This is a genomic window from Mesorhizobium sp. M0119, assembly GCF_040322615.1.
Classification (GTDB): Bacteria; Pseudomonadota; Alphaproteobacteria; order Rhizobiales; family Rhizobiaceae; genus Mesorhizobium.
Genome location: NZ_JAMYTU010000037.1, coordinates 1 through 21,542 on the forward strand (window position 1 = coordinate 1; position 21,542 = coordinate 21,542).

The 21,542-nt window shown below is 63.2% G+C and carries 18 protein-coding genes; 4 read left to right on the forward strand and 14 right to left on the reverse strand.

Translation table 11 applies throughout. From position 1 onward, the window contains the following. Positions 1-173: 173 nt before the first annotated feature. Positions 174-344 (reverse strand): hypothetical protein, encoded by a 171-nt coding sequence (locus tag NKJ40_RS25185; RefSeq protein ID WP_023676480.1) that lies wholly within the window; start codon positions 342-344, stop codon positions 174-176. A 198-nt stretch (positions 345-542) separates the two neighbouring features. Here NKJ40_RS25185 and NKJ40_RS25190 point away from each other — a divergent pair, with 198 nt between their 5' ends. Beyond that, the gene (locus NKJ40_RS25190; protein ID WP_352468392.1) at positions 543-974 is read left to right on the forward strand and encodes a TerB family tellurite resistance protein; all 432 of its coding nucleotides are present in this window, start codon (positions 543-545) and stop codon (positions 972-974) included. Positions 975-1,785: 811 nt separating this feature from the next. On the opposite strand, the gene NKJ40_RS25195 is transcribed toward NKJ40_RS25190, so the two are convergent. The 6 genes from NKJ40_RS25195 to NKJ40_RS25220 form a co-directional block, all read right to left on the reverse strand. Further along, entirely contained in the window at positions 1,786-2,529 is a 744-nt protein-coding gene (locus NKJ40_RS25195) for a CPBP family intramembrane glutamic endopeptidase (protein ID WP_352468393.1), read from the reverse strand. Positions 2,530-2,581: 52 nt separating this feature from the next. Continuing rightward, positions 2,582-4,204, reverse strand: coding sequence for an ABC transporter ATP-binding protein (locus NKJ40_RS25200; RefSeq protein ID WP_352468394.1), 1,623 nt, complete (start codon positions 4,202-4,204; stop codon positions 2,582-2,584). Next, positions 4,201-5,070: an ABC transporter permease gene (locus tag NKJ40_RS25205; RefSeq protein ID WP_352468395.1), complete on the reverse strand. Its 870-nt coding sequence runs from the start codon at positions 5,068-5,070 to the stop codon at positions 4,201-4,203. The genes NKJ40_RS25200 and NKJ40_RS25205 overlap by 4 nt, the downstream gene beginning before the upstream one ends. After that, on the reverse strand, positions 5,067-6,014 hold the full coding sequence (locus tag NKJ40_RS25210) for an ABC transporter permease (protein WP_352468396.1): 948 nt from the start codon (positions 6,012-6,014) through the stop codon (positions 5,067-5,069). Before NKJ40_RS25210 ends, NKJ40_RS25205 begins: the two co-directional genes overlap by 4 nt. A gap of 259 nt (positions 6,015-6,273) precedes the next feature. Beyond that, entirely contained in the window at positions 6,274-7,752 is a 1,479-nt protein-coding gene (locus NKJ40_RS25215) for an ABC transporter substrate-binding protein (protein WP_352468397.1), read from the reverse strand. Between the two features lie 129 nt (positions 7,753-7,881). Further along, entirely contained in the window at positions 7,882-9,171 is a 1,290-nt protein-coding gene (locus tag NKJ40_RS25220; protein ID WP_352468398.1) for an acetylornithine deacetylase/succinyl-diaminopimelate desuccinylase family protein, read from the reverse strand. Between the two features lie 222 nt (positions 9,172-9,393). On the opposite strand from NKJ40_RS25220, the gene NKJ40_RS25225 reads away from it, so the two are divergent. Next, on the forward strand, positions 9,394-9,822 hold the full coding sequence (locus tag NKJ40_RS25225) for a L,D-transpeptidase (protein WP_352468431.1): 429 nt from the start codon (positions 9,394-9,396) through the stop codon (positions 9,820-9,822). 143 nt (positions 9,823-9,965) lie between these two features. Here NKJ40_RS25225 and NKJ40_RS25230 read toward each other — a convergent pair whose 3' ends face one another. From NKJ40_RS25230 to NKJ40_RS25260, 7 genes are all read right to left on the reverse strand, one after another. Beyond that, positions 9,966-10,958 (reverse strand): lipid A biosynthesis lauroyl acyltransferase, encoded by a 993-nt coding sequence (locus NKJ40_RS25230; protein WP_352468399.1) that lies wholly within the window; start codon positions 10,956-10,958, stop codon positions 9,966-9,968. A 2-nt stretch (positions 10,959-10,960) separates the two neighbouring features. Then, complete coding sequence (locus NKJ40_RS25235) at positions 10,961-11,989, reverse strand: zinc-binding dehydrogenase (RefSeq protein ID WP_254818204.1); 1,029 nt, start codon at positions 11,987-11,989, stop codon at positions 10,961-10,963. Between the two features lie 83 nt (positions 11,990-12,072). Further along, positions 12,073-13,344: a beta-ketoacyl-ACP synthase gene (locus tag NKJ40_RS25240; protein ID WP_352468400.1), complete on the reverse strand. Its 1,272-nt coding sequence runs from the start codon at positions 13,342-13,344 to the stop codon at positions 12,073-12,075. 75 nt (positions 13,345-13,419) lie between these two features. Next, on the reverse strand, positions 13,420-14,607 hold the full coding sequence (locus tag NKJ40_RS25245) for a beta-ketoacyl-ACP synthase (RefSeq protein ID WP_352468401.1): 1,188 nt from the start codon (positions 14,605-14,607) through the stop codon (positions 13,420-13,422). A gap of 38 nt (positions 14,608-14,645) precedes the next feature. Continuing rightward, complete coding sequence (locus NKJ40_RS25250; RefSeq protein WP_023719977.1) at positions 14,646-14,930, reverse strand: acyl carrier protein; 285 nt, start codon at positions 14,928-14,930, stop codon at positions 14,646-14,648. 211 nt (positions 14,931-15,141) lie between these two features. After that, complete coding sequence (locus NKJ40_RS25255; protein ID WP_352468402.1) at positions 15,142-15,690, reverse strand: histidine phosphatase family protein; 549 nt, start codon at positions 15,688-15,690, stop codon at positions 15,142-15,144. A gap of 106 nt (positions 15,691-15,796) precedes the next feature. After that, complete coding sequence (locus tag NKJ40_RS25260; protein WP_352468403.1) at positions 15,797-18,799, reverse strand: caspase family protein; 3,003 nt, start codon at positions 18,797-18,799, stop codon at positions 15,797-15,799. Between the two features lie 150 nt (positions 18,800-18,949). Between NKJ40_RS25260 and NKJ40_RS25265 the strand changes: the two genes are divergently transcribed. Beyond that, the gene (locus NKJ40_RS25265; protein WP_352468404.1) at positions 18,950-19,900 is read left to right on the forward strand and encodes an AEC family transporter; all 951 of its coding nucleotides are present in this window, start codon (positions 18,950-18,952) and stop codon (positions 19,898-19,900) included. 170 nt (positions 19,901-20,070) lie between these two features. After that, entirely contained in the window at positions 20,071-21,528 is a 1,458-nt protein-coding gene (locus NKJ40_RS25270; RefSeq protein ID WP_352468405.1) for an NAD-dependent succinate-semialdehyde dehydrogenase, read from the forward strand. Positions 21,529-21,542 lie beyond the last annotated feature (14 nt).

The following is a 21,542-nucleotide window of genomic DNA, read 5'->3' on the forward strand; positions in this document are numbered from 1 at the left end:
ACGCCACCGCCCCGACCCCCCCTGCCCTCTCCGCTGGGGGGCGGCCCGTTTGTAATAAACCAACCGCCACCCCCAACCCCGATAAAACCCCCCCAGCTCCCAAAAAAAAACGCCCCGGGTTTTGGGCGGGCCGCTCCGAGTTGCCTGAGATTCTGAATTGTCTGGACGTGTTTTTAAGCGCCGCGCATCAGGCAGCCGGCGGCCAGCACGATGTAGGCGATGACGACAATCCACGCGGCATTCAAAGGGATGAACGCAAGGACGCCAAGCGCGGCGAGAACGCCGATGATGGCGATGACAAGGGATATGATGAAAATAAGCTGGGTAGGCGCACTGAGATTCATGTTCGGTCCCTCCTCAACATGATTCGTACAGCGGCATAGTATCAGTCGCGCGGTGACACACCAATGAGCGCTGGCAGCGGGTTCGCCTGGCCGGCCAGCAGTTCTCCGGCGAGAGGATATGGCTGGTTCCACCATGCGCACCCCCCTTTTGCGCCAAGCCGATTCCGCGCTACCTTCCGAACGAATCGGAAGGGGCTGATGGCGATGGGATTGCTGGACCAGATACGCTCGATCTTCGACGGCGACCCCGGCGTGCGCAAGGTCGCGGACGATCCGGTGCTGTCGGCGGAATTGCTGATGCTGTTCCGCATGATTCTGGCCGATGGGTCGGTCAGCGAAAGCGAAATGACCGCCTTCAGGCGCATCTGCCGGGAAGCCTTCGGCATTCCCGAAACCAGCATCGACAGCGTTATCGAATATCTCAACGAGTTCGGCTACGAGACCAACGGCTCGCAGGCCGTCGCCCAGTTTCGCGACCTCGACGTCGAGCGGCGCAAGCTGCTCGCCCGCCATATGGCCGAGATCGCCAAGGCCGATTCGCAACTTGCCGGGAGTGAGATGCAGCTGTTGCGCCGCACCCTCGACCTGCTCGACATCAGCCCTGCCGATGTGGTCAAGTCGCAAGACTGAGGCATCGGCTGACTACAATTGCCGACGTTCTGAACGTCATTTTGTCTGTGCCGATGGTTGCATCCTGCTGCCCACTCGCAGCATCGACGCCTATCTCCGTTTCAAGATTACCGGAAGGGACTGTCAGGAGTTCTGTGCGCGGGGCCGGTTTCATCATTGGTTGACGAACCCTTCGCCGAAGAGGACGGTGAACAGGATAAAAGTGCACTGTCACCGCTATTCCGTCATAGACATAGGACGAGGTGCCGAGGTCAGGATCGGAGGCCGACAGCCGGTATCCAGCCGGCAATGTTTGGCTTAAGTTAAATTATCCACAAGGTTGACGCCGTCGGCGCCAATTAGTTAATCCCCTTCTTCTATAGCATTGTCTACTATAATTATGTTGTCCGCGCCATCAAACCCACTGGGAGTCGGTGACAACGTCAATAATATTGATAGACTCCATGTATGCTCGGATAGAGCGTGAAATTTTGGTGTTTACTGCAATTGAACCTCTCTCAAATGCGATAATGATACTGCCGTTCTCGTACTTAATTGATCGAAATTCTTTTCCAATGAGATTTTCCTTTAGGTAGTCCATATGACGTTTACCCTCTCGCGTTCAGTTTGGAATATGTGCGAATTGATGTTCCCTTGAACTCGCCCCCGGGAGGTACCGAAAGTGGGCCCCGGTGTAAGGGTTCAGAGATTGTCTGGCAGGACTTGAATTGCCCCATTCGGGTTTGTCGCGTTCATCATTCTCAGATTCGTCGTTTCCTTGATCCGGCAGCTTTGCTCCGCGTTGCGTCAAGCGCTTCACTTCGTGCGGCATTCATGCAAGCCCGAATGCCAAGACCAGGAAGCCCATCGCTCCGAACCCGGCGTGGATAACGATCCCGGCCCATGTGCTGCGACGCCGCTGGACGACATAGGGCAGGAGCAAGGTGATCGGCACGAGCGTCAACAGGACTTGCCAGGGGAAGGCAGCGTGGAACAGCAACCACATTATCCCGTTGACCAGCCAAGCCCACCCCCCGAAGGCGACCTCTTGCCGCGGCAGTGCGACACCCCGCCAGACAAACTCTTCCCCAACGATGTTCAGTACAAAAAACGGAAGCCACGCGCCGAGAATCCAGTACCGGCCTGGACCGAGCGGCTCGAAAGCCATGAACGAGGGATGAAGAGTCTTCCCGTCTTGCAGCATCCGGAGCGCGGCGCCGATGCCGCCGGTCAGCACGCTGACAGCCGCCAGTCCTCCAACAGCCCAGAGCCAGTCGCCGCCATTCATCGGGCGAAGCCATAGCCGCGCGCCCAACGGCACCAGCCTTCCTTGACGCCGCTCTCGATGCAATAGCAGGGCAGCCGTGAGAAGCAGGGGGCCAAAAAGGATGATGCTTGCGGCCAAGAACCACACCACCACAGTCTCAGCCCCGCTAGCGGAGACAAACGCTGGGACGGCTACCCGCGTGACCAGGAACAGCAGCAGAGCACCCGCCCCGAACAGCGCAGCGGAGCCGCCCAGGCCCAGTGGAGGAGGCTCAGGCCCTTCGCGCGTTTCAGAACTGTTGGCTGTCAATAGCCGTTCTCCCGCCCGTGCGCCCAACGAATTAGCCGTGCCACGAAGCTGCTCACCCCTGTTCCTGCAGTCTTTTAGCAATTGCCCGGTGCAGGTCTGGAGCGGCGGCGACCAACGCCTTGGCCGCTTCGGATTGCGGGTGGTCGAGCACTTCGCTCGTCCTGCCGCGCTCGACGATCTTGCCGTCATGCATGACCATCACTTCGTCGGTGATGGCGCGGGCGACGGTCAGATCATGGGTGATGAACAGATAGGCGATGCCGAGTTTCTGGTTGAGCTCGGCGAACAGGTCGAGAATCTGTGCGCGGATCGAGACGTCGAGCGCCGAGACCGGCTCGTCGGCGACGACCAGCTTCGGCCGGGTGATGATGGCGCGGGCGATCGACAGGCGCTGGCGCTGGCCGCCCGAAAACTCGTGCGGGTATTTGTCCATGTCGCGCGGCGAGAGGCCGACCTCGTGCAACGCATGCGCCACCATTTCGCGCCGCTCGGCGGGCGCCGGCTTCTTCTCCAGCACATGCAGCGGCTCGGCCACCAGTTTTTCGACCTTCTGACGCGGGTCGAAGGAACCGTACGGATCCTGGAATACCACCTGCATGTCGCGCCGCGCCGGCTTCAGCTCCGGCTCGCTCATGCCGGTGATGGTCTCACCGCGGAAGCGGATCGTCCCGGCGGTCGGCCCGTCCAGTGCCAGAACCATGCGGGCAAGCGTCGACTTGCCACAGCCGGAACGGCCGACGAGCGCCACCGACTGACGCGGCGCCATCGAAAACGAGACATCGTCGACGGCGCGGATGGGAGCCGCGCGTTTCAACAGCGATAGGCGCCGCCCCGGATAATCGCGCGTCACGTTTTCTACCTGAAGCAGCGGTTTGGCTCGGCCGCCCTCGTGTGTCTTCGCCCGCGCGGGCACATGCATCGAGGCCTGCGCCAGCTGTCGCGTGTAGGGGTGAAGCTGTTTGGATAGCGTGCGGGCCGTGTCGCCGGCCTCCATCACCTCGCCATGGCGCAGGATGGTGATGCGGTCCGCCATCTCGGTCACCACTGCGAGGTCGTGCGAGATCAGCAGCAGGCCCATACGGTTTTCCGCTACGAGATCGCGCAGCAGGTCGAGGATCTGCGCCTGCAGCACCACGTCGAGCGCGGTCGTCGGCTCGTCGGCAATCAGCAGCTTGGGTTTCAGTGCACAGGCAATGGCGATGACGACGCGTTGGCGCTGACCGCCGGAGAGTTCGTGCGGATAACGCGACAGCGGGAATTGTGCTGCCGGCAGGCCGACCCGGTCGAGCATCTTTCGCGCCCGTTCCTCGGCGTCGGCGCGGCTCGCCCTGGTGTGCCAGCGAATACCCTCGGCGACCTGCTCGCCGATGGTCTTGACCGGATTGAGCGCCGTCATCGGCTCCTGGAACACCATGCCGATGTCGTCGCCACGCAGTGCGCACATCTGGTCCTCGCTGGCGGCAAGGATGTCGATGCCGTCGAAGGTGATGCGTCCGCTGGCGTGCGCCGCCCAGGGCAGAAGCTGCATGACGGTGAGCGCCGTCATCGACTTCCCGGAGCCGGATTCGCCAACCAGCCCCATCACTTCGCCCGGCGCCACGGAAAGCTCGATGTCTCTGAGGATACGGGTGCTGCCGATGGTTAGTGACAGCTTGTCGATCTTGAGCAGGCTCATCGCTGCCGCCGCGACTTCGGATCGAGGATGTCGGCAATGCCGTCGCCAAGCAGGTTCAGGCCAAGCACGGTGACGACGATCGCCATGCCCGGAAAGATCGCCATCCACGGCGCCACCACCATGCGCGTCTGGGCGTCGAACAGCATGCGGCCCCAGCTTGGCATCGGCGGCTGGGTGCCCAGCCCGACATAGGAAAGCCCGGCTTCGGCCAGTATGCCCAGCGCGAACTGGATGGTGCCTTGCACCAGCAGCAGCGTGGCGATGTTGGGCAGCACATGTTCGATGCTGATCAGCGTCCTGCTCTTGCCGGCGGCGCGGGCTGCGAGGATGAATTCGCGCGGCCAGATCGCCAAGGCGCCGGCCCGGGCGACGCGCGCGAACACCGGGATGTTGAAGATGCCGATGGCAATGATGGCGTTGAACGCGCCCGGCCCGAAGATGGCGGTGATCATGATTGCCGAAAGCAGCGCCGGAAAGGCAAAGACCAGGTCGTTCAGCCGCATCAGCACCTCGTCGGCGAAGCCGCCGCGCGCGGCGGCAAAGGCGCCGAGCGGCACGCCGACGCCCATGCCGATGCCGACCGCCACCAGCGCTACGGCAATCGAGTTGCGGGCGCCGACCATGATCATCGACAGGATGTCGCGACCGAAATGGTCGGTGCCGAACCAGTGCGCCAGCGACGGCGCCTGGGTCTTGTCGGAAATGACCAGCCTGGTGACGTCGTAAGGTGTCCACAAGAAGGAGATGATCGCGACCGCGGCCACCAGTGCGGTGATGACGAAGCCGGCAAGGAACGAGCGGTTTTTGAACGCCTTGGCCAGGATGCTGGCAAGGTTCTCGTCGGGGATGTCTATGTGCAGCGTCATTGCCTGCCTCTCAGGCGCGGATCGACCACCGCATAGGAGAGATCGACAATGAAATTGACGACGATGACGGCGGCAACCAGCAGCATGACGACACTCTCGACCACGATCAGGTCACGCTGATTGATCGCCTGGAACACCAGCCGGCCGAGGCCGGGCAAATAGAAGACGTTCTCGATGATGATGGTGCCGGCAAGCAGGAAGGCGAATTGCAGGCCTAAAATGGTGACCACCGGGATCATGGCGTTGCGCAGCGCATGCCGCCACAAGACAAGGCGATAGGGCAGGCCCTTGGCGCGGGCGGTTCGGATGTAGTCCTCGTTCAGCACTTCGATCAGCGCCGAGCGGGTGACCCGGGCGAGGATCGCCGCCTGTGGCAGAGCGAGGGCGACCGCCGGCAGGAGCAGCGATTTCAGTGCCAGCCAGACGCCGGCGCCCCAGCCGGGAAACCCGCCGCCCGGCACCAGCCGCAGCCAGACGGCGAACAGATAGATCAGCATCAGCGCAAACCAGAAATTGGGCACGGCGACGCCAAGCTGGGCGGCACCCATCGCGATCGTGTCGCCGGCGCGACCGCGCCGGCTGGCGGAAAACAGCCCGACCGGAATGGCAATGACGGTGGACAGCGCCAGCGCCATCAGCGCCAACGGCAGCGAGACGACGAGGCGCTCACGGACCAGATCGATGACCGGCACCGAATAGGTGTAGGAACGGCCGAAATCGAGGCTCAGCAAGCCGCCGGCCCAATGCAGATAGCGCAGCACGACGGGAGCGTTGAGACCCATCTGGTTGCGCAGCAATTCGATCTGGTCGGCACTGGCGTTCAGGCCAAGCATCAGCCGCGCCGGGTCGCCGGGAATGATCTCCAGCACGGCAAAGACCACCATCGATGCCACAACCAGCGTGACGGCGGCGATGGCGAGGCGCTTGAGGAGGTAGGCGGTCATGGACGTTGAGGAACCGCTGTGTTGCCGGACGCAAAAACCGGGCGAAGCTTGCGTTCCCGCCCACCCCCCTCTGTCCTGCCGGACATCTCCCCCTCAAGGGGGGAGATCGAGCCCTCACCGCTGCTTTCGCTAACCACAAGCGTTGCAAGGACGGTGCCAGCGTGGAAACTGCCAATCTCCCCCCTTGCGGGGGAGATGTCCGGCAGGACAGAGGGGGGTGGGCGGGAACGCAAGCTTCGCCTCTTTGCCCAGCGATCCCTCAATCCGTCCACTTCACCTTGGTCAGGTCGTTGGCCTGGATCGGCGCGTTTTCCCACAGGCCCTGCAGTTTGGCGTCCCAGACGCCGACCTTCGGCAATTCGTAGAGGAAGCCGACCACGGCGTCATCGGCCAGGACCTTCTGCGCCTCGCCGAGCAGCGTCACGCGCTTGGCCTCGTCGGAGGTAAGGTTCAGCTCGTCGATGATCTTGTCGAAGGCCGGATTGTCGTAGTTGAAGTAATAGTCCTTACGCGAATAGATATCGATGTCATTAGGCTCGGTATGGGAAACGATGGTCAGGTCGTAATCTTTTTTGGTGAAGACCTGGTCCAGCCATTGCGCCCATTCGACCGGGATGATCTCGAGATCGATGCCGATTTCGCGAAGCTCGGAGGCGATGATCTCGCCACCAAGCCGCGCATAGGAAGGCGGCGGCAGCTTGAGCGTCGCCTTGAAGCCATTCTCCAGGCCGGCTTCCTTCAGCAATTCCTTGGCCTTCTCCACATTGTGCGGATAGAGGCCGGTGAGGTCGACATAGGCCTTGCTGGCGGGCGACATGTGCGAGCCGATCGGCACGCCGAGGCCGGCCGAGGCGCCGTCGATGATCGCCTTGCGATCGAGCGCAAAGGAAATCGCCTGCCTGACCTGCAGCTTGTCGAAGGGCGGCTTCTTGTTGTTGATCGACAGGATGGTTTCACCCTCGGTGGAGCCGATCACCACCTTGAAGCGTGGGTCGTCCTTGATCTGGGCGAAGCTGTCGGGGTCGAAGAACGGAAAGGCCTGGACGTCGCCGGAAAGCAGCGCCGGAACGGCGGCGGCAGCATCCGGAATGATGCGGAACTCGGCCTTGTCGAGAAATACCGGGGCGCCCCAGTAATTGTCCGACTTGACCAGCGTGATCGATGAGCCCTTGGCCCAGCTCTGGAACTTGAACGGGCCGGTGCCGATCGGCTTTTCCTTGTTGGTGTCGGCTGTCTCAGGCGCAACGATAACCGCGTCGCCCCAGCCCATATTGTAGAGGAAGGAGCCCTGCGGGTTCTTCAGCGTGACCGTCACCGTCGTGGGACCGACGACCTCGACCTTGTCGATGGCGGCAAACAGGCCCTTTTGCGCGTTGACGGAATTGTCGGCGCGGGCGCGGTCGAGCGAGAATTTCACGTCGTCGGCGTTGAAGTCGGTGCCGTCATGGAATTTCACGCCGGTATGCAGCTTGAAAGTGTAGACCTTGCCGTCGTCGGAAATGCTCCAGCTTTCGGCGAGATCGGGCAGCACTTCGCCGTTCGGGCCGATGCGGGTCAGGCCCTCGAAGACATTGGCGTAGAGCACCTCGTCGATCGCCGCCGCTGCACCCGCGGTGGGATCGAGATGCGGGGGTTCGAGCGGAATGCCGATGACCAGGTCGGTTCGCGCGGCCATCGCCGAGGTTCCGGCCGCCAACGCCAGCGCCGCAGCGGCCAGAATGGTTTTCCACAATTTCATCGTGCAACTCCCCATATCTAAAACACGTGCTCAAACCCGGGCGGATAGAAGCGTGAATTCGCCGCCGAGTAAATTGCGTTTCGTACCGTCCGCGACGCCGGGAGGAATGTTTTTCCGCCCATCGCCGGATCATCGCGGGCCGGCGCCCCTCAGCAGCACGTCGAGGCCGATGGCCATCACCTTTGCCGAGTCCAGCATGTCGGCAATGCCGACCCATTCGTCGGGCCGGTGGGCGAGGTCGAGAATGCCCGGGCCATAGGCGATGCAGTCATAGATGTGGCCGATACGGGCGATGTGCTTCTGGTCGTAGGTGCCGGGCGAAATCACGTAATCCGGCTCGCGGTCGAATATCTCCATGATGCCTTGCGCGACCGCCTTAACCACCGGCGCATCGCGCTCGGTCATCAGCGGCAACACCTCCATCAGATCGCGGATCTCGTAATCGAACTTTTTGCGCTCGCGCTTCAGCCGTTCCAGGATATCGGTCACCTCGCTCTTGACCGTAGCGAGATCCTCTTCGAGCAGGAAGCGGCGGTCGATGGTCAACCGGCAGGAATCGGGCACGTTGGGCGAGGGCAGGCCGGGCCGGAAATCCTCCGTCTGGCCGCCATGGATCGAGTTGATGTTCATGGTCGAGCGTTTTGCGCCTTCGGGCACGACCGGCATGCGCGTCATCTTGCGGTCGAGCGCCGGAAACAGCTCATCCTCGAAGGCCCGCAGCACGGCGCCCATATGGCGCACCGCATTGTCGCCGAGGAACGGCATCGAGCCGTGCGCGATCTCCCCCTTGGTCTCGATCTCCGCCCACCAGACGCCGCGATGGCCGAGGCAGATGCGGTCCTTGTTGAGCGGCTCGGGAATGATGACGTGGTCGACCTTCGGCCTGGAGAAATAGCCGAGCTTCGCCAGATGTGCGACGCCGCCAAAGCCGCCGGACTCCTCGTCGACCGTCCCCGAAATCTCGATAGCGCCGGGAAAATCGGGAAAGACCTCCATGAAGGCTTCAGCGGCGATGATCGAGGCGGCAAGGCCGCCTTTCATGTCGCAAGCGCCGCGGCCATAGACCTTGCCATCCCTGACGATGCCGGCGAACGGATCGAGGCTCCAGCCGTCGCCGGGCTCGACCACGTCGATATGCGAATTGAAGTGCACGCAAGCACCCGGCGCCCGGCCATCGAAGCGGGCGACGACGTTGACGCGCGGGTAACGGTCAGTGTCGCCAGGGGTGCCTTCGGCACGGATGAATTCGATCTCAAAACCACGCTTCTTCAGCCGCGCGCCGATATATTCGGCACATGGCCGATAGGCTTCGCCCGGCGGATTGATGGTCGGAAAGCGGATCAGATCCGCGGTCAGCGCAACCAGATCATCGGCTCGGTCATCGATTGCCTTGAGGAGCCGTTCGTTCGGTTCGTTCATTCGGTGAATTGAGCAGCGGATGAGGCGGTTTTGCAAGCCCGATGGCGAATTGCCAGGCGATTGCGTGTCGTTACGGCAACTATTGCGGGAAATCGTTCAAATTCGCTGCTTTGGATTGGTGAAATCGTCAGGGAGTAGGTGTTAGCTCGCTGGCTTGCCATCAAAACGCTGGAGAACAGCGTGACGGCAGGCAGGCAAGGGGCATCAAAGGGGTTTGATTGCATGAAAAACACTGTTCTCATGGCAATGGCATTGATGGCGATGCTGTTCGGTTCGTCGTTCGAGAGCCGGGCGGCCAGCCTGGTCGCGAACATCGATATTTCCTCACAGACGATGACGGTAAGATACGGACTTTCGTATTACCGGTGGAGCGTTTCCACCGCCCGCAAAGGCTACATCACGCCACGCGGCAGCTATCGTCCACAGCGGACGGCCCGGATGTGGTATTCGCGCAAATACGACATGTCGCCGATGCCCTATTCGGTGTTCTTCCGCGGCGGCTATGCCATCCACGGCACCGGCGCGATCCGGCAATTGGGGCGCCCGGCATCGCATGGCTGCGTGCGCCTCCACCCCAGCAACGCCGCCGCGTTCTATTCGATGGTACGCAAAGCCGGCTTCGGCAATACGCGGATCCTCGTGACGAATTAGGGCCTGCTCCTCGGCCCGAAATAGAAAACCCGCCGGAGCGGCGGGTTCGTCGGCGCCAAGTAGCACCATACCGAAATTAGTAGCATAGCTGCCGGCACAAAGCAAGAACAAAATAAGGCCTGTGCCCAAAAAGATCGTTCCGCTCAGGCGGCTTTGTCGCGCATTGTCGGCGGCCGACGCTTTTTGCGGCCGCTGATCTCCCAGCGCTTGTGGAACCACATCCACTGGCCGGGGTCTTCGCGCACCCAGCGCTCGACCACGTCGTTGAGAAGCTGCGTGGTGGCGCGGACGTCGACACTGCCGCCGGCGGTGCGCGGCAAGGTGAGCCTGTCCTCGATCTCGAGCCGGAAACGGTTGTTCGGCAGGCGCACGCAGCGCGCCGGGTAGACATCGCAATCGTAGTGCCGCGCCAGGGTGCCAAGAACCCGGTTGCTCTCGCACGGGCGGCCGAAGAATGTCGTCTCGAGCCCGCCCGTGAATTTCTGGTCGACCAGCACGCCGATATTGCCGCCTTTCTCGAGGATGGCCGCAAGTGCGAACGAGGCACCGGTCGAAGACGGCAGCAGCGATCCCATGCTCGAGCGGCGGGTCGAGAGGATGTAGTCGGCGAGGTAAGGGTTGTTGGGCGGGCGAAACAGCGCCGTGATGTTCATACCGAACGTGGCGGCCGCGACAGGCAGCAACTCGAAATTGCCGAGATGCCCGGTGAAGACGATATGCGGTTTGTCCTCGCCGGCGATGCGCACGAAATGCTCAACGCCCTTGACCTCGACGCGGCCCGGCTTCGTCGCAGCGGGATCGTAGTCGAACAGAGCATCGAGAAAGATATATTCGGCGGCGAGGCGAGCCATGTTGCCCCACATGTCGGAAGCGATCGCCTCGATCTCGGCATCGCTCTTTTCCGGATAGGCCTTGCGTAGATTGTCGACAGCAACCTGATGGCGCGCTACCCAGGGGCCGATGCGGCGGGCAGCGCGGTCGGCGAAATTGAGCGCTCTGTCGGGCGGCAGCAGGCGTAGCGCGGAGATGATGATCATCGCGACCCGCGCGACCAGCCAGTAGTTGAACTGGCGAAGCCGCCTGCCATAGCGGAATCCCACGTCCCTGCGGATCTTCCTGAAGGCGTTGCCGATCATTCTCAGCCGACGCGCAGGATGATCTTGCCGAAGACGTCGCGGCCTTCCATGCGTTTCAGCGCCGCATCGATGCCGTCGAAGCCGACCTCGGTGTCGATCACCGGCGCGACCAGGCCCGCCGCCATCTTCTGCATGGCGTCGGCCATGTTTTCCATGCGGCAGCCGAACGAGCCGAGCAGCTTCAGTTGCTGCTGGAACAACTGCATCAAATTGATCTGTGTCGACACGCCGGAGGTCGAGCCGCAGGTGACCAGCCGGCCGCCGCGTTTCAGGCACAGCATCGAGGCGGCAAAGGTGTCGGCGCCGACATGCTCGAACACCACGTCGACGCCCTTCTTCTTCGTCAGCTTGCGCACGACGCCTTCGAAGCGGTCGTCGCGGTAATTGATGACGTGGTCGGCGCCGAGCGCCTTTGCCTTGTCGATCTTGTCGTTCGAGCCGACGGTGGTGATGACCGTGCAGCCCATCTTCTTGGCCAGCTGAATCGCGGCGGAGCCGATGCCGGAGCCGCCGGCATGGACCAGTATCGTCTCGCCGGGCTGCAGCCGGGCGTTGTCGAACAGCATATGCTCGACCGTACCGAAGGTGACCGGCGCCACCGCCGCGCCGATTTCGCTCACGCCTGGCGGAGCGGGGACCAGAAGGCGCGCCGGCAGGTTGATCTTTTCCTGCGCAAAGCCATCGAGATGGAAGCCGTGAACGCCCGAAACATGCTCGCAGAGATTGTCGCGGCCTTCGCGGCAGGCGCGGCAAAGACCGCAGGTCCGGGCGCCATAGATCGACACCAATTGCCCGGGCACAAGACTTGATACGCCGGGGCCGACCGCCTCGACCTCGCCCGAGGCCTCGGCGCCGACGACCAGCGGCAGCTTGCGCTTGGCGAAGGCCATGCCGCGCCAACCCCAGACGTCGATATGGTTCAGCGCCACGGCCTTGATGCGCAGCGTCACCTCGCCGAGCGAAGGCGGCGGCGGTGGCGGCAGGTCCACCGTCTCAAGCCGGCGATCCTCGATAAGTTGCAATGCGCGCATGCCAGATCCCAGGTTGCGCATGACCGAGAACCGTTTCGGAAAGGACCATGCGCACGACAACAGTGCTAGAGCGGAACGGTCGCTTAGACCGGTTCCCGCGCCATGACAAGGCAGGTGTTCTGGCCGCCGAAGCCGAAGGAGTTCGACAGGACGGTGCCGACCTCGGCGTTGCGCTTGGTGTTCGGCACCACGTCGAGCACGATCGCCGGGTCGGGATTGTCGTAGTTGATGGTCGGCGGAATGACGCTTTCGCGCATCGTCATCAGCGAAAATGCAGCCTCGACGGCACCGGCAGCCGATAGGGTGTGGCCGATCATCGACTTGTTCGACGAGACCGGCATTGACGAGATCCGCTCACCGAACACCGTCGACAGCGACAAATGCTCCATCTTGTCGTTTTCAGGCGTGGAGGTGCCATGGGCGTTGACATAATCGATCCCGTCCTCGCTCAAACCGGCATCAGCAAGAGCGGCGCGCACCGCCGCGATCGCCGGCGAACCGTCCGGCTTGGAGCGGGTGCGATGGAAGTCGTCGGCCTTTTCGCCGCAGCCGCGCAATATGCCGAGAATGGTGGCGCCGCGGGCAAGTGCTGCCTGCAGAGATTCCAGCACAAGGGCGCCCGAGCCTTCGGCGAGCACGAAGCCGTCGCGATCCTTGGAGAACGGCTTGGAGGCCTTTTCGGGGATGTCGTTATGAGTGGAGAGCGCCGACAGAAGCGAGAAGCGGATCAGCGCCTCGGCGGTCGCCGAGCCGTCGGCGCCAATCGACAGCGCCCTGTCGCATTCGCCGCGGCGGATCGCCTCGACGCCGAGCTGGATCGCCGTGGCGCCCGAAGCGCAGGCGGTCGACAGCGTAATCGGCAGGCCGCGCGTGCCGAAACGGTCGGCAAGCCGGTCGGCGATCGAGCCGAACTGGGTGGTCTCGAAGATGTCGAGTTCCCTGAGGCCGCGTGCCACCCGCAGCAGCCTCTCGGCGCCGGTGTCGTGCGTGTCGGAATTGTAGAGCGAAAAGCGCTCGCTCCAGTCGAGCTCGACCGGCGGCGAAGCGAGGAAAAGCGGTCCGCCGAAATCGCCGGCATCGAGGCCCGCCTCCGACATCGCTTCCTGGGCGGCGGTTTCGGCAAGCTCATAGGTGAGGAGACTGGCGCCCTTGGAGCTCGACGGCAGGAAATCGACCATGCCGGAGATTCGAGTGTTGAGATGATCGACCGGGAAGCGGGTGATCGGATGGATGCCGGATTTGCCTGACGTAAGTGCCGCCCAATTGTCGGCTTTGCCGACACCGAGCGACGTCACCACGCCGATGCCGGTGACGGCGACGATGGGCCTGCCCATGTGGTCGTTCAGATTGGCCATTTGTTGTCCAAAAACCTGTTTCTCTTGGAGCATCGGATCGCCCGAAAACCGCGTCACACTTTTCGGTCCGATGCTCTAGGCGGCTTTGATCAGCGCCATGCCCTCGAATTGGTGATAGCCGATCGCCGTTGCAAGGACGGTCTTCGGGACGCCGGCAAACGGTTTTTCGACTGTGGCGTCGAAGACAGGATAGGCGGCCTTGCGGTCGACAGCCAGGGCCGCCAGCGCCACGGCAAAGGGGAACTGCGCTTCCTTCATGTGGCCGGTTAGCGTCGAAAAGCCGCGTGCGGCGATCGCCGGATTGGCGTCGAGCGCCGATTTCTCGGCGGCGGTCGCGGCATGGGCGCCCGAAGCGCCGGAGATCGCCAGCACTTCGCCGTCCGGCAATGCGGCTTGCTTCAGCAGCGCTGCGATCTCACCGTCGAGTTCGCGCCGCCGGCGCCTGGCACGGCCGGACAGGACCGGGCCGAGTTCCGCATAGATCTTGCGGCCACGGTTTTCCGCGTGCTCGCGCTGCTCCAGGACGAGGAACGCGCCGCCGGATCCGGTCACCACGCCGCCGCCCTCGGCACCGTGCCTTTGCCAGACCGGCCGCCACGGACCGCGATGCAGGTAGCCGGCCAGTTCATAGCCGAGCAGCATGTCGGAATGTTCGGTCTGGAAAGCGCCGCCGACCAGTATATGCGTCGACTGGCCGGAGCGGATGCGCGCGGCTGCCGTCTCGACTGCGGCAACGCCCGCACCTTCCTCGCCCATGAAGGTGCGAGAGGAGCCGGTCACCTTGTGGACGATCGAGATGTTGCCGGCGAGCAGGTTGGAGAGCTGCGCCAGAAACAGCGTCGGGCGCAATTCGGTGGTCAGCTTCTCGTTGAGCAGCACGTCGCGGTCGTTGCGGCTTTCCGATGCCGCGAGAATGGCCGCGTCGACCGCCTCGTCGCGCTCGCCGCCGCCGGCGGCCACCACCATGTCCATGGTCGCGCAGAGTTCGTCGTTGCCCTTGATGCCGGCATCGTCGAGCGCAAGGCCGGCCGCATAGGTGCCGAGCCTCTGCCAGGTCTCCATCTGCCGCTGGTCGCCACGCTTGGCGATCTGCAGGTTCCAGTCGATCTCCGGCAGCGGATGGACCGTATAAGGCGAGAAGCGCGAGGCCTCCAGAACCGGCTCAAGGCGCGGCTGGACGAGCTTTTGCCAATGCGCGTCCGGACCCTCGCCCAGCGACGAGACAAGGCCGATGCCTGATATGACGACGTCGTGGGGGTTCATGGGCGGCTGTTGTGGGTCGGGCGCGTCAAGCGCTGTGCTCAGGTAGCGTTCTTGGCGGCGACGAGCGCGTCGATCTTGGCGCACAGGTTCTTCATGACGAAGTAGTCGTCGGTCGAAGCCTTGCCGTCGTTGACCTCCTGCGTCCACTTTTCCAGCGGCACCTTGATGCCGAATTCCTTGTCGATGGCAAAGACGATGTCGAGGAAGTCGAGGCTGTCGATGCCGAGATCGTCGATGGTGTGGCTTTCGGGCGTGATCGTCTCGATGTCGATCTCGCTGGTGTCGGCGATGATCTTGGCGACTTTGTCGAACGTGGTGGACAAGGGCTTTTCCTTCGATTGCGGGCGGAATCTGTCCGCATGTGTTTGGCGCTGTCTAATCGGTTTTTCCGAGCAGGAAAAGGCCTGATACGCCGCGCGCAGATGGGCTGGCTGCCCAGCCAGAGCAAGATGAGATCGGAATCCAACGACGACTTCTCGTGGCAGTGGCATTTCGGCAACAGCTATCTCGCTCGACGTGAGGAGCGACGACCCCTCAGAACGTAACGCGGCCGAGTACCCGCAGACCGTCGCCTTGCGGCTCGACGATCACGGCTTCGCCTTCACGCGGCGAGATGCCAGTCAATTCCTTGATGTTTTCGAGATGTGTGACCATGACCAGATTGTCGGATCCGGAATAGCCGCGGATTTCGGCTACGATCGCGGCGATCTGGGCGGCCTTCTCCTTTTCGTCGATCTTCAGCAGGTCAAGCGGTGCGAACGGCTCCGGCTCGCTTTCGAAAGCGATGCGGGCGGTCTCGAGGCAGCGGCAATAGCGGCTGGACAGCACGCGCTCGACCGGTGCCGCGCGGGCGCCAAACAGCGCGCCGATCTTGCGCGCCTGTTGCTTGCCGCGCTCCGAGAGATTGACCTGGGTGGCGCATTTGCCGAGGTCGAAATTGGCCGCATCGGTGGTGCCGGTGACCATGGCATGGCGCAGCAGCACCACATGTCCGCCATCGCGCAGCAGCGCCCAGCCGGCTTCCGTCGCATGGGCTGTGGCGGAAACGGCAAGCAACAGCAGCGCCAGCACAAATCGAAGCATCAGACATCCTTTTCGGGTGACCGGCAGGCAGGTCCCCGGTGACCGGCATATAGGGACGGCAAAGCCGGCTGAAAGACAAGCCGAGTGCAACCTGCGGCCGAAACGCCTATTTCTTCGCTATCTGCTTCTTCACCAGATCGATCTTGCGGTCGGTCAGCGGGATGGGGAGTGTGTAGCCGGCTTCGGTAAAGCCCTGCTTGGCGTTCTCGAAGAATTCGATCGCCTTGTGGTATTCGGCATTGCCGCCGCCATAGCTGCCGCGGTTCCAGTGGACGTCGCCGAGATTGTTCTGCTCGAAGGCCCATTGCATCGGCTGGCTTTCGCGGGTGAAGACCTTGAGTGTCGCCTCGAAGGCGGCTTCGGCCTCATCCAGATATTTGCCGGTGCGTTCGAGATTGCCGAGGTTGATCAGGCTCATGCCGATGCCGTTCTGCGCGTTCGCCCAGTCGACGGGCGAGGTCTCGAAGGTCAGCACCTCCAGCGCCGCCCGGCGCGCGGCGATCGAAGCAGCCAGTTTGCCGGGATCGGCCTCGCTCATGCTCAGCCATTGCAGCGCCGAGCCTAGACCGGCCTGCGCCAGTGCCCATTGCCGCGGCGTCGTCTCGCGCTTGTATTCGCGCAGTGCATCGCGATAGGCCTCGATCGCCTCCTCGTAGTGCACCGGCTTGTCGGTCACGCCGCCGAGCAGTTGCAGCGTGTTGCCGAGATTGTAGTGGGTCATCGCCCAGTCGAGTGGAAATTGCTTCTTGGTGTAGACGCGCCGTGCCGCCCGGTATGCAGCGGCCGATTGCTCAAGCCTGGCGCGCGTGCGCTGGCCGAGCGTCTGATAGATCGAGCCGAGATTGTTCTCCGCTGAAGCCCAATCCGTCGGAAAACGCTGGCGTGTGAATATGGTCAGCGCGTCGCCATAGGCGGCAGCCGCCTCTTCGAGCAGGCCGGTGCCGAGATCGAAACGGGCAGCGCTGCTCAGCGCGTTACCGAGATTGAGACGGCTGCTCGCCCAGGAGAGCGGGAAGGTGTCGCGGGTGCGGATTTCGAGCGCGGCGCGGAAGGCGTCGGCTGCCTCGTCGATTTTCGCCTTGTCGTTGCGTTGCGTGCCGAGCGACACCAGCGTGTTGCCAAGATTGTTCTGAACCATCGCCCACTGAACGGGGGCCTTTTTGCGCGTATATTCTTCAAGCGCCAGCCGGTAGGCGGCCTCGGCCTCGGTCAGGCGCTCGCTACCCGGTTCGCGTTCCGAAAGCGCGTAAAGCGCAAGGCCAAGGTTGCTTTGCGATGCGGCCCAGTCCAGCGGGACTTTGTCGCGCGGCCGCTTCTCCAGCGTGGCGCGCATCGCCACCACTGCCTCGTTCAGGCGTTTCGGGTCGCTCTCGCGTTCGCCGATCTTCAGCAGCACATTGGCCAGATTGTTCTGGGCGGCCGCCCAGTTGAGATCATCCTTTTCGCGCTCGAACACGGCAAGCGAATCGCGAAAGATTTTCGCGGCCTCTTCGAGCCGGTCGGTTTGGCGCTCGCGCTCGCCGATCGTCTGCAGCACCACCGCCATGTTGTTGCGGGTGATCGCCCAATCGCGGTTCTGCTCGCCACTGGCGATGAAATTCAGGATGACGCGGTAGGCGTCGATGGCGCGCTGCAGCGCTTGACTGTCGCCGGTGGCATTGCCATGCGCGTTCAGCGCTTCCGCCTCCTGGTTCTTGTAGTTCCAGCGCAGCCTGTCGTCCCATTTCTCGACCAGCGAGAAGGCCTTGCCGTAGTCGTTGGCGGCCGACAGATAGTCGAAGACCAGCGCCGAAGCGTCGGCGCGCCTGGCATAGATCGCCGCGTCGGCAAGACGCTTCCGCTTGACCAGATCCTCTGCCTGGTCGACCACGCCGCTGGCCTGTTCGACCCGGCTCACCGCCTGGTCGAGGAAGTTGCGCGCCGTGACGATGGCGCCCTGGCCGATCGCCTTGTCGGCCGAGGCGACGAGACGGCTGATCTCGGGGTCGTCGGTGCGCAGCGCGTTGCGCTCGGAGATCATCTTCTTCAGGCGCTCTGCCTGGGCATCGAGCAGCCTTTGCAGGTCGGTGGGGTCCTCCGGCATCTTTTCGGTGCCGAGCGCCTTCAACACGCCATAAAGCGCGTCGAGCGGCACGCCGTCCTGCAGCGAGGCCAGTTCGACCTGTGCCCGCTTGGGGTTCGGCAACTCGGCGATCGTCAGCAGCAATTGGCGCCGCTCGCCGGTGATCAGCCCGTCGTCGCCGGTCGGTTCCTGCGGTGCTACGCCGAAATAGAGCAGCCGGCGCAGGCTTTCATTGACCCATGGCCGCTGCTTTGTCTTGGTGTCGAGATAGACCTCCTCGGTCACCATGCGCATGACCGAGCCGAACTCGGTGCCCTTCATTGCCGCGAGGTGGCGCAGAAGTGCCGCTGCGTAGGGGCTGTTTTCACCGACGAGGCCGTCGAGTGCCGGACGGCCGGGCTCGGCGGCGAAGCCGATCACCGTTCCCAAATTTTCGCTCGCCGGCGCATCGGCGAGTGCCCTGGCGCCGCGCACCGGCTCCAGCCCGCCGGCGCCGATCGGCGAGGCCGAGGCCGTCGGCGCCCGGCGCAGCACCGCGTCCGCCGGAAACGGGTTGGTGCGGCAGGCATCGAGCAGCATGATCGTTACCGGCACGGTCTTCTTCAATTCGTCCATGACGGCGGAGATTGGCACCAGGGCCTGATCGGCGTCCTTCAATGAAGAAACGTCGGCGTCGACCGGCACCAGATAGTTTTCGCCACCGGCCTCGATGCCGTGGCCGGAATAGTAGATCAAGGCGACGTCGGCGTCCTCGGCATCCTCGGCGAAACGCTCGAGGTCGCGCTTCAGCTTTGCCGCGTCGCGGTCGGTGACGCTGCGCGCGTCGAAGCCGAGATCGGTCAGCATCTTGGCGATGTCGCGGGCGTCGTTGGTGGGATTGGGAAGAGCCGCTACGTGCTGGTATTTCGACTGGCCGACGATCAGCGCCACGCCCTTGAGGCTCGCCGGCTCCGCGCGAAGCAAGGTCGTGACCAGGCAGAGCAGGGCGGCTACGAAAGCCGTCCGCCACGCCTGCTTGAAGAAGTGCCGATTTCCGACAGCGCCCATTCGCCGCGCGTCCCCCCTACAGCCCTGTATAGCGCTGGCATCAAACAATGAGCAAATTCGGGCAAGATCCGAGCGGCCGGATTGTTGGCCGGTACATTCGCGAGGGAAGGGCGATTGCGCCGCCGCCGAGCCTCGCCTATCACGGGAAAAATGTCTCCGCTTACCGAAACCGTCCTCTTCGTCTTCAGTCTCGTCGGGCTCGGCTATCTTGCCGGGTTCACCGGCTATCTGAAGCCGGCGAGCGGCGAGGGCGTATCCGAATTCGCCATCAACGTGGCGATGCCGCTGTTGCTGTTCCAGACCATGGTAAAGGCCGATTTCCACGGCGTCGCGCCGTGGTCGCTGTGGGGCGCCTATTTCGCGGCGGTCTCGCTCACCTGGGCCGCCGGCCATCTGGTCATTACGCGCATCTTCGGGCGGGATGCCCGCGCCGGCGTCGTCGGCGGCGTATCGTCGTCCTACTCCAACGTCGTCCTGCTCGGCGCGCCCTTCATCATCGGCGTGTTCGGGCCGGCCGGGTTCGAAGTGCTGTCACTGCTCGTTTCCATTCACCTGCCGGTGATGATGATGGCCTCGATCATCCTGTTCGAGATGTTCGGCCGCGGCGGCAGCGAGCCTGTGCATCCGCTCCGCGTCGTCAGGAGCTTTCTCAGGAGGGTATTCATCAATCCGCTGATCATCGGCATACTGGCCGGGCTGGCGTGGCGCTTCACCGGTGCGCCGCTGCCGGTGCTTGCGACGCGGCTGAGCGACGCGCTGGCCGGCACGGCCGCCCCGGTGGCGCTGTTTGCCATGGGGCTCAGCCTGCGCCGCTTCGGCATCTCCGGCAATGTAAGGCCGGCGCTGGCGCTGTCGGCGCTGAAACTGTTCCTGATGCCGGCGCTGGTTCTCGGCCTGGTCTGGCTGATCGGCCTGCCGCCTTTGACGGCCAAGGTAGCGGTCATGGTTGCGGCGTTGCCGTCCGGCATCAATTCCTATCTCATCGCGGTGCAGTTCAACACCGGCCAGGCGCTGGCGTCGAACCAGATGACCATCGCCACCGCCTGTGCGGTCGTGACCACTGCGTTTTGGCTGACAGTGGTCGTCCATCTTTTTGGATAGGAGCCCGGCTGTATCGCTCTCGCTTTGGCTGGCCCAAACCCTATATGCCATCTTGTGATTGCTTGCGGGGCTTGCCCTGGGCTAAGAGCAGTGGCTCTAGCGATGCTATCGCGCACGTCCATTCACGAAATCAGCGACCGGCCCGCCAGGTGCCGAACGGAGGCGAGATCATGCTTCAGAAAACCAGCCATTTCATGCGGCAGGCCAATCTCATCAATGGCGAATGGGTGCAGGCCGATTCAGGCCAGACGGTCGACGTCAACAATCCTGCCACCGGCCTCAAGATCGGCACAGTGCCGAAGTCGGGCAAGGCCGAGACCCGCCGCGCCATCGAAGCCGCCGACACTGCCTTCCAGACATGGCGCAAGACCACCGCGCTCGAACGCTCGAAGCTGTTGCGCAAGCTGCACGACGCAATGATGGACAATCAGGATGTGCTGGCTGAACTGCTGACCATCGAGCAGGGCAAGTCGCTGTTCGAATCGAAGGGCGAGATCGGCTCGGCCGCGTCCTACATATTGTGGTTCGCCGAAGAGGGCCGCCGCACCTATGGCGACGTCGTTCCGTCGCCCTGGGCGGACCGCCGCATCCTGGTGACCAAGGAGCCGGTCGGCGTGATCGCCGCCATTACGCCATGGAATTTTCCATCCTCGATGCTGGCCCGCAAGCTCGGTCCGGCGCTCGCCGCCGGCTGTACCGCTGTGGTCAAGCCGGCGTCGCAGACACCTTATTCCGGCCTTGCCTGGGGCGCGCTTGCCGAGGAAGTCGGCTTCCCGAAGGGCGTGATCAACATCCTGACCGGTGCTGCAGGTGAGATCGGCAACGAAATCTGCGCCAACCCGCTGGTCAAGAAGATCACCTTCACCGGCTCGACCGAGGTCGGCAAGATCCTGATCCAGAAGTCGTCGGTCACCGTCAAGAAAGTGTCGATGGAGCTGGGCGGCAATGCGCCGTTCATCGTCTTCGACGACGCTGACATCGAGCGGGCAGTCGCCGGCGCCATCACCGCCAAGTACCGCAATTCCGGCCAGACCTGCGTCTGCACCAACCGCTTCCTGGTGCAGGCCGGCATCTATGACCAGTTCGTCGAAAAGCTGGCTGCTGCGAGCAACGGGCTGAAGGTCGGTTCAGGCCTCGAAGACGGTGTCCAGCAGGGACCGCTGATCGACGAGAAGGCGGTGGAAAAAGTCGAGGAGCTGATTGCCGACGCTACCGCCAAAGGCGGCAAGGTTGTCGCCGGCGGCAAGCGCCACGCGCTCGGCGGCTCGTTCTTCCAGCCGACGGTGATCGCCAATGCCACGCCGAAAATGCGTTTCATGAAGGAAGAGATCTTTGGCCCGGTGGCGCCTGTGTTCAAGTTCGAGACCGAGGAAGAGGCCGTAGGACTCGCCAACGACACCGAGTTCGGCCTGGCCTGCTATTTCTACACCGGCGATCTCGGCCGCGCCTTCCGGGTCATGGAAGGGTTGAAGTACGGAATGGTCGGCGTCAATGAAGGGCTCATCACCACGCCTGAGGCGCCGTTCGGCGGCGTCAAGGAATCGGGCCTAGGCAAGGAAGGCGGCCATCAGGGCATCGAGGATTATCTCGACACCAAATATGTCTGCATCGGCGGACTTGGTCTCTAGAAGCCTCATGCGGT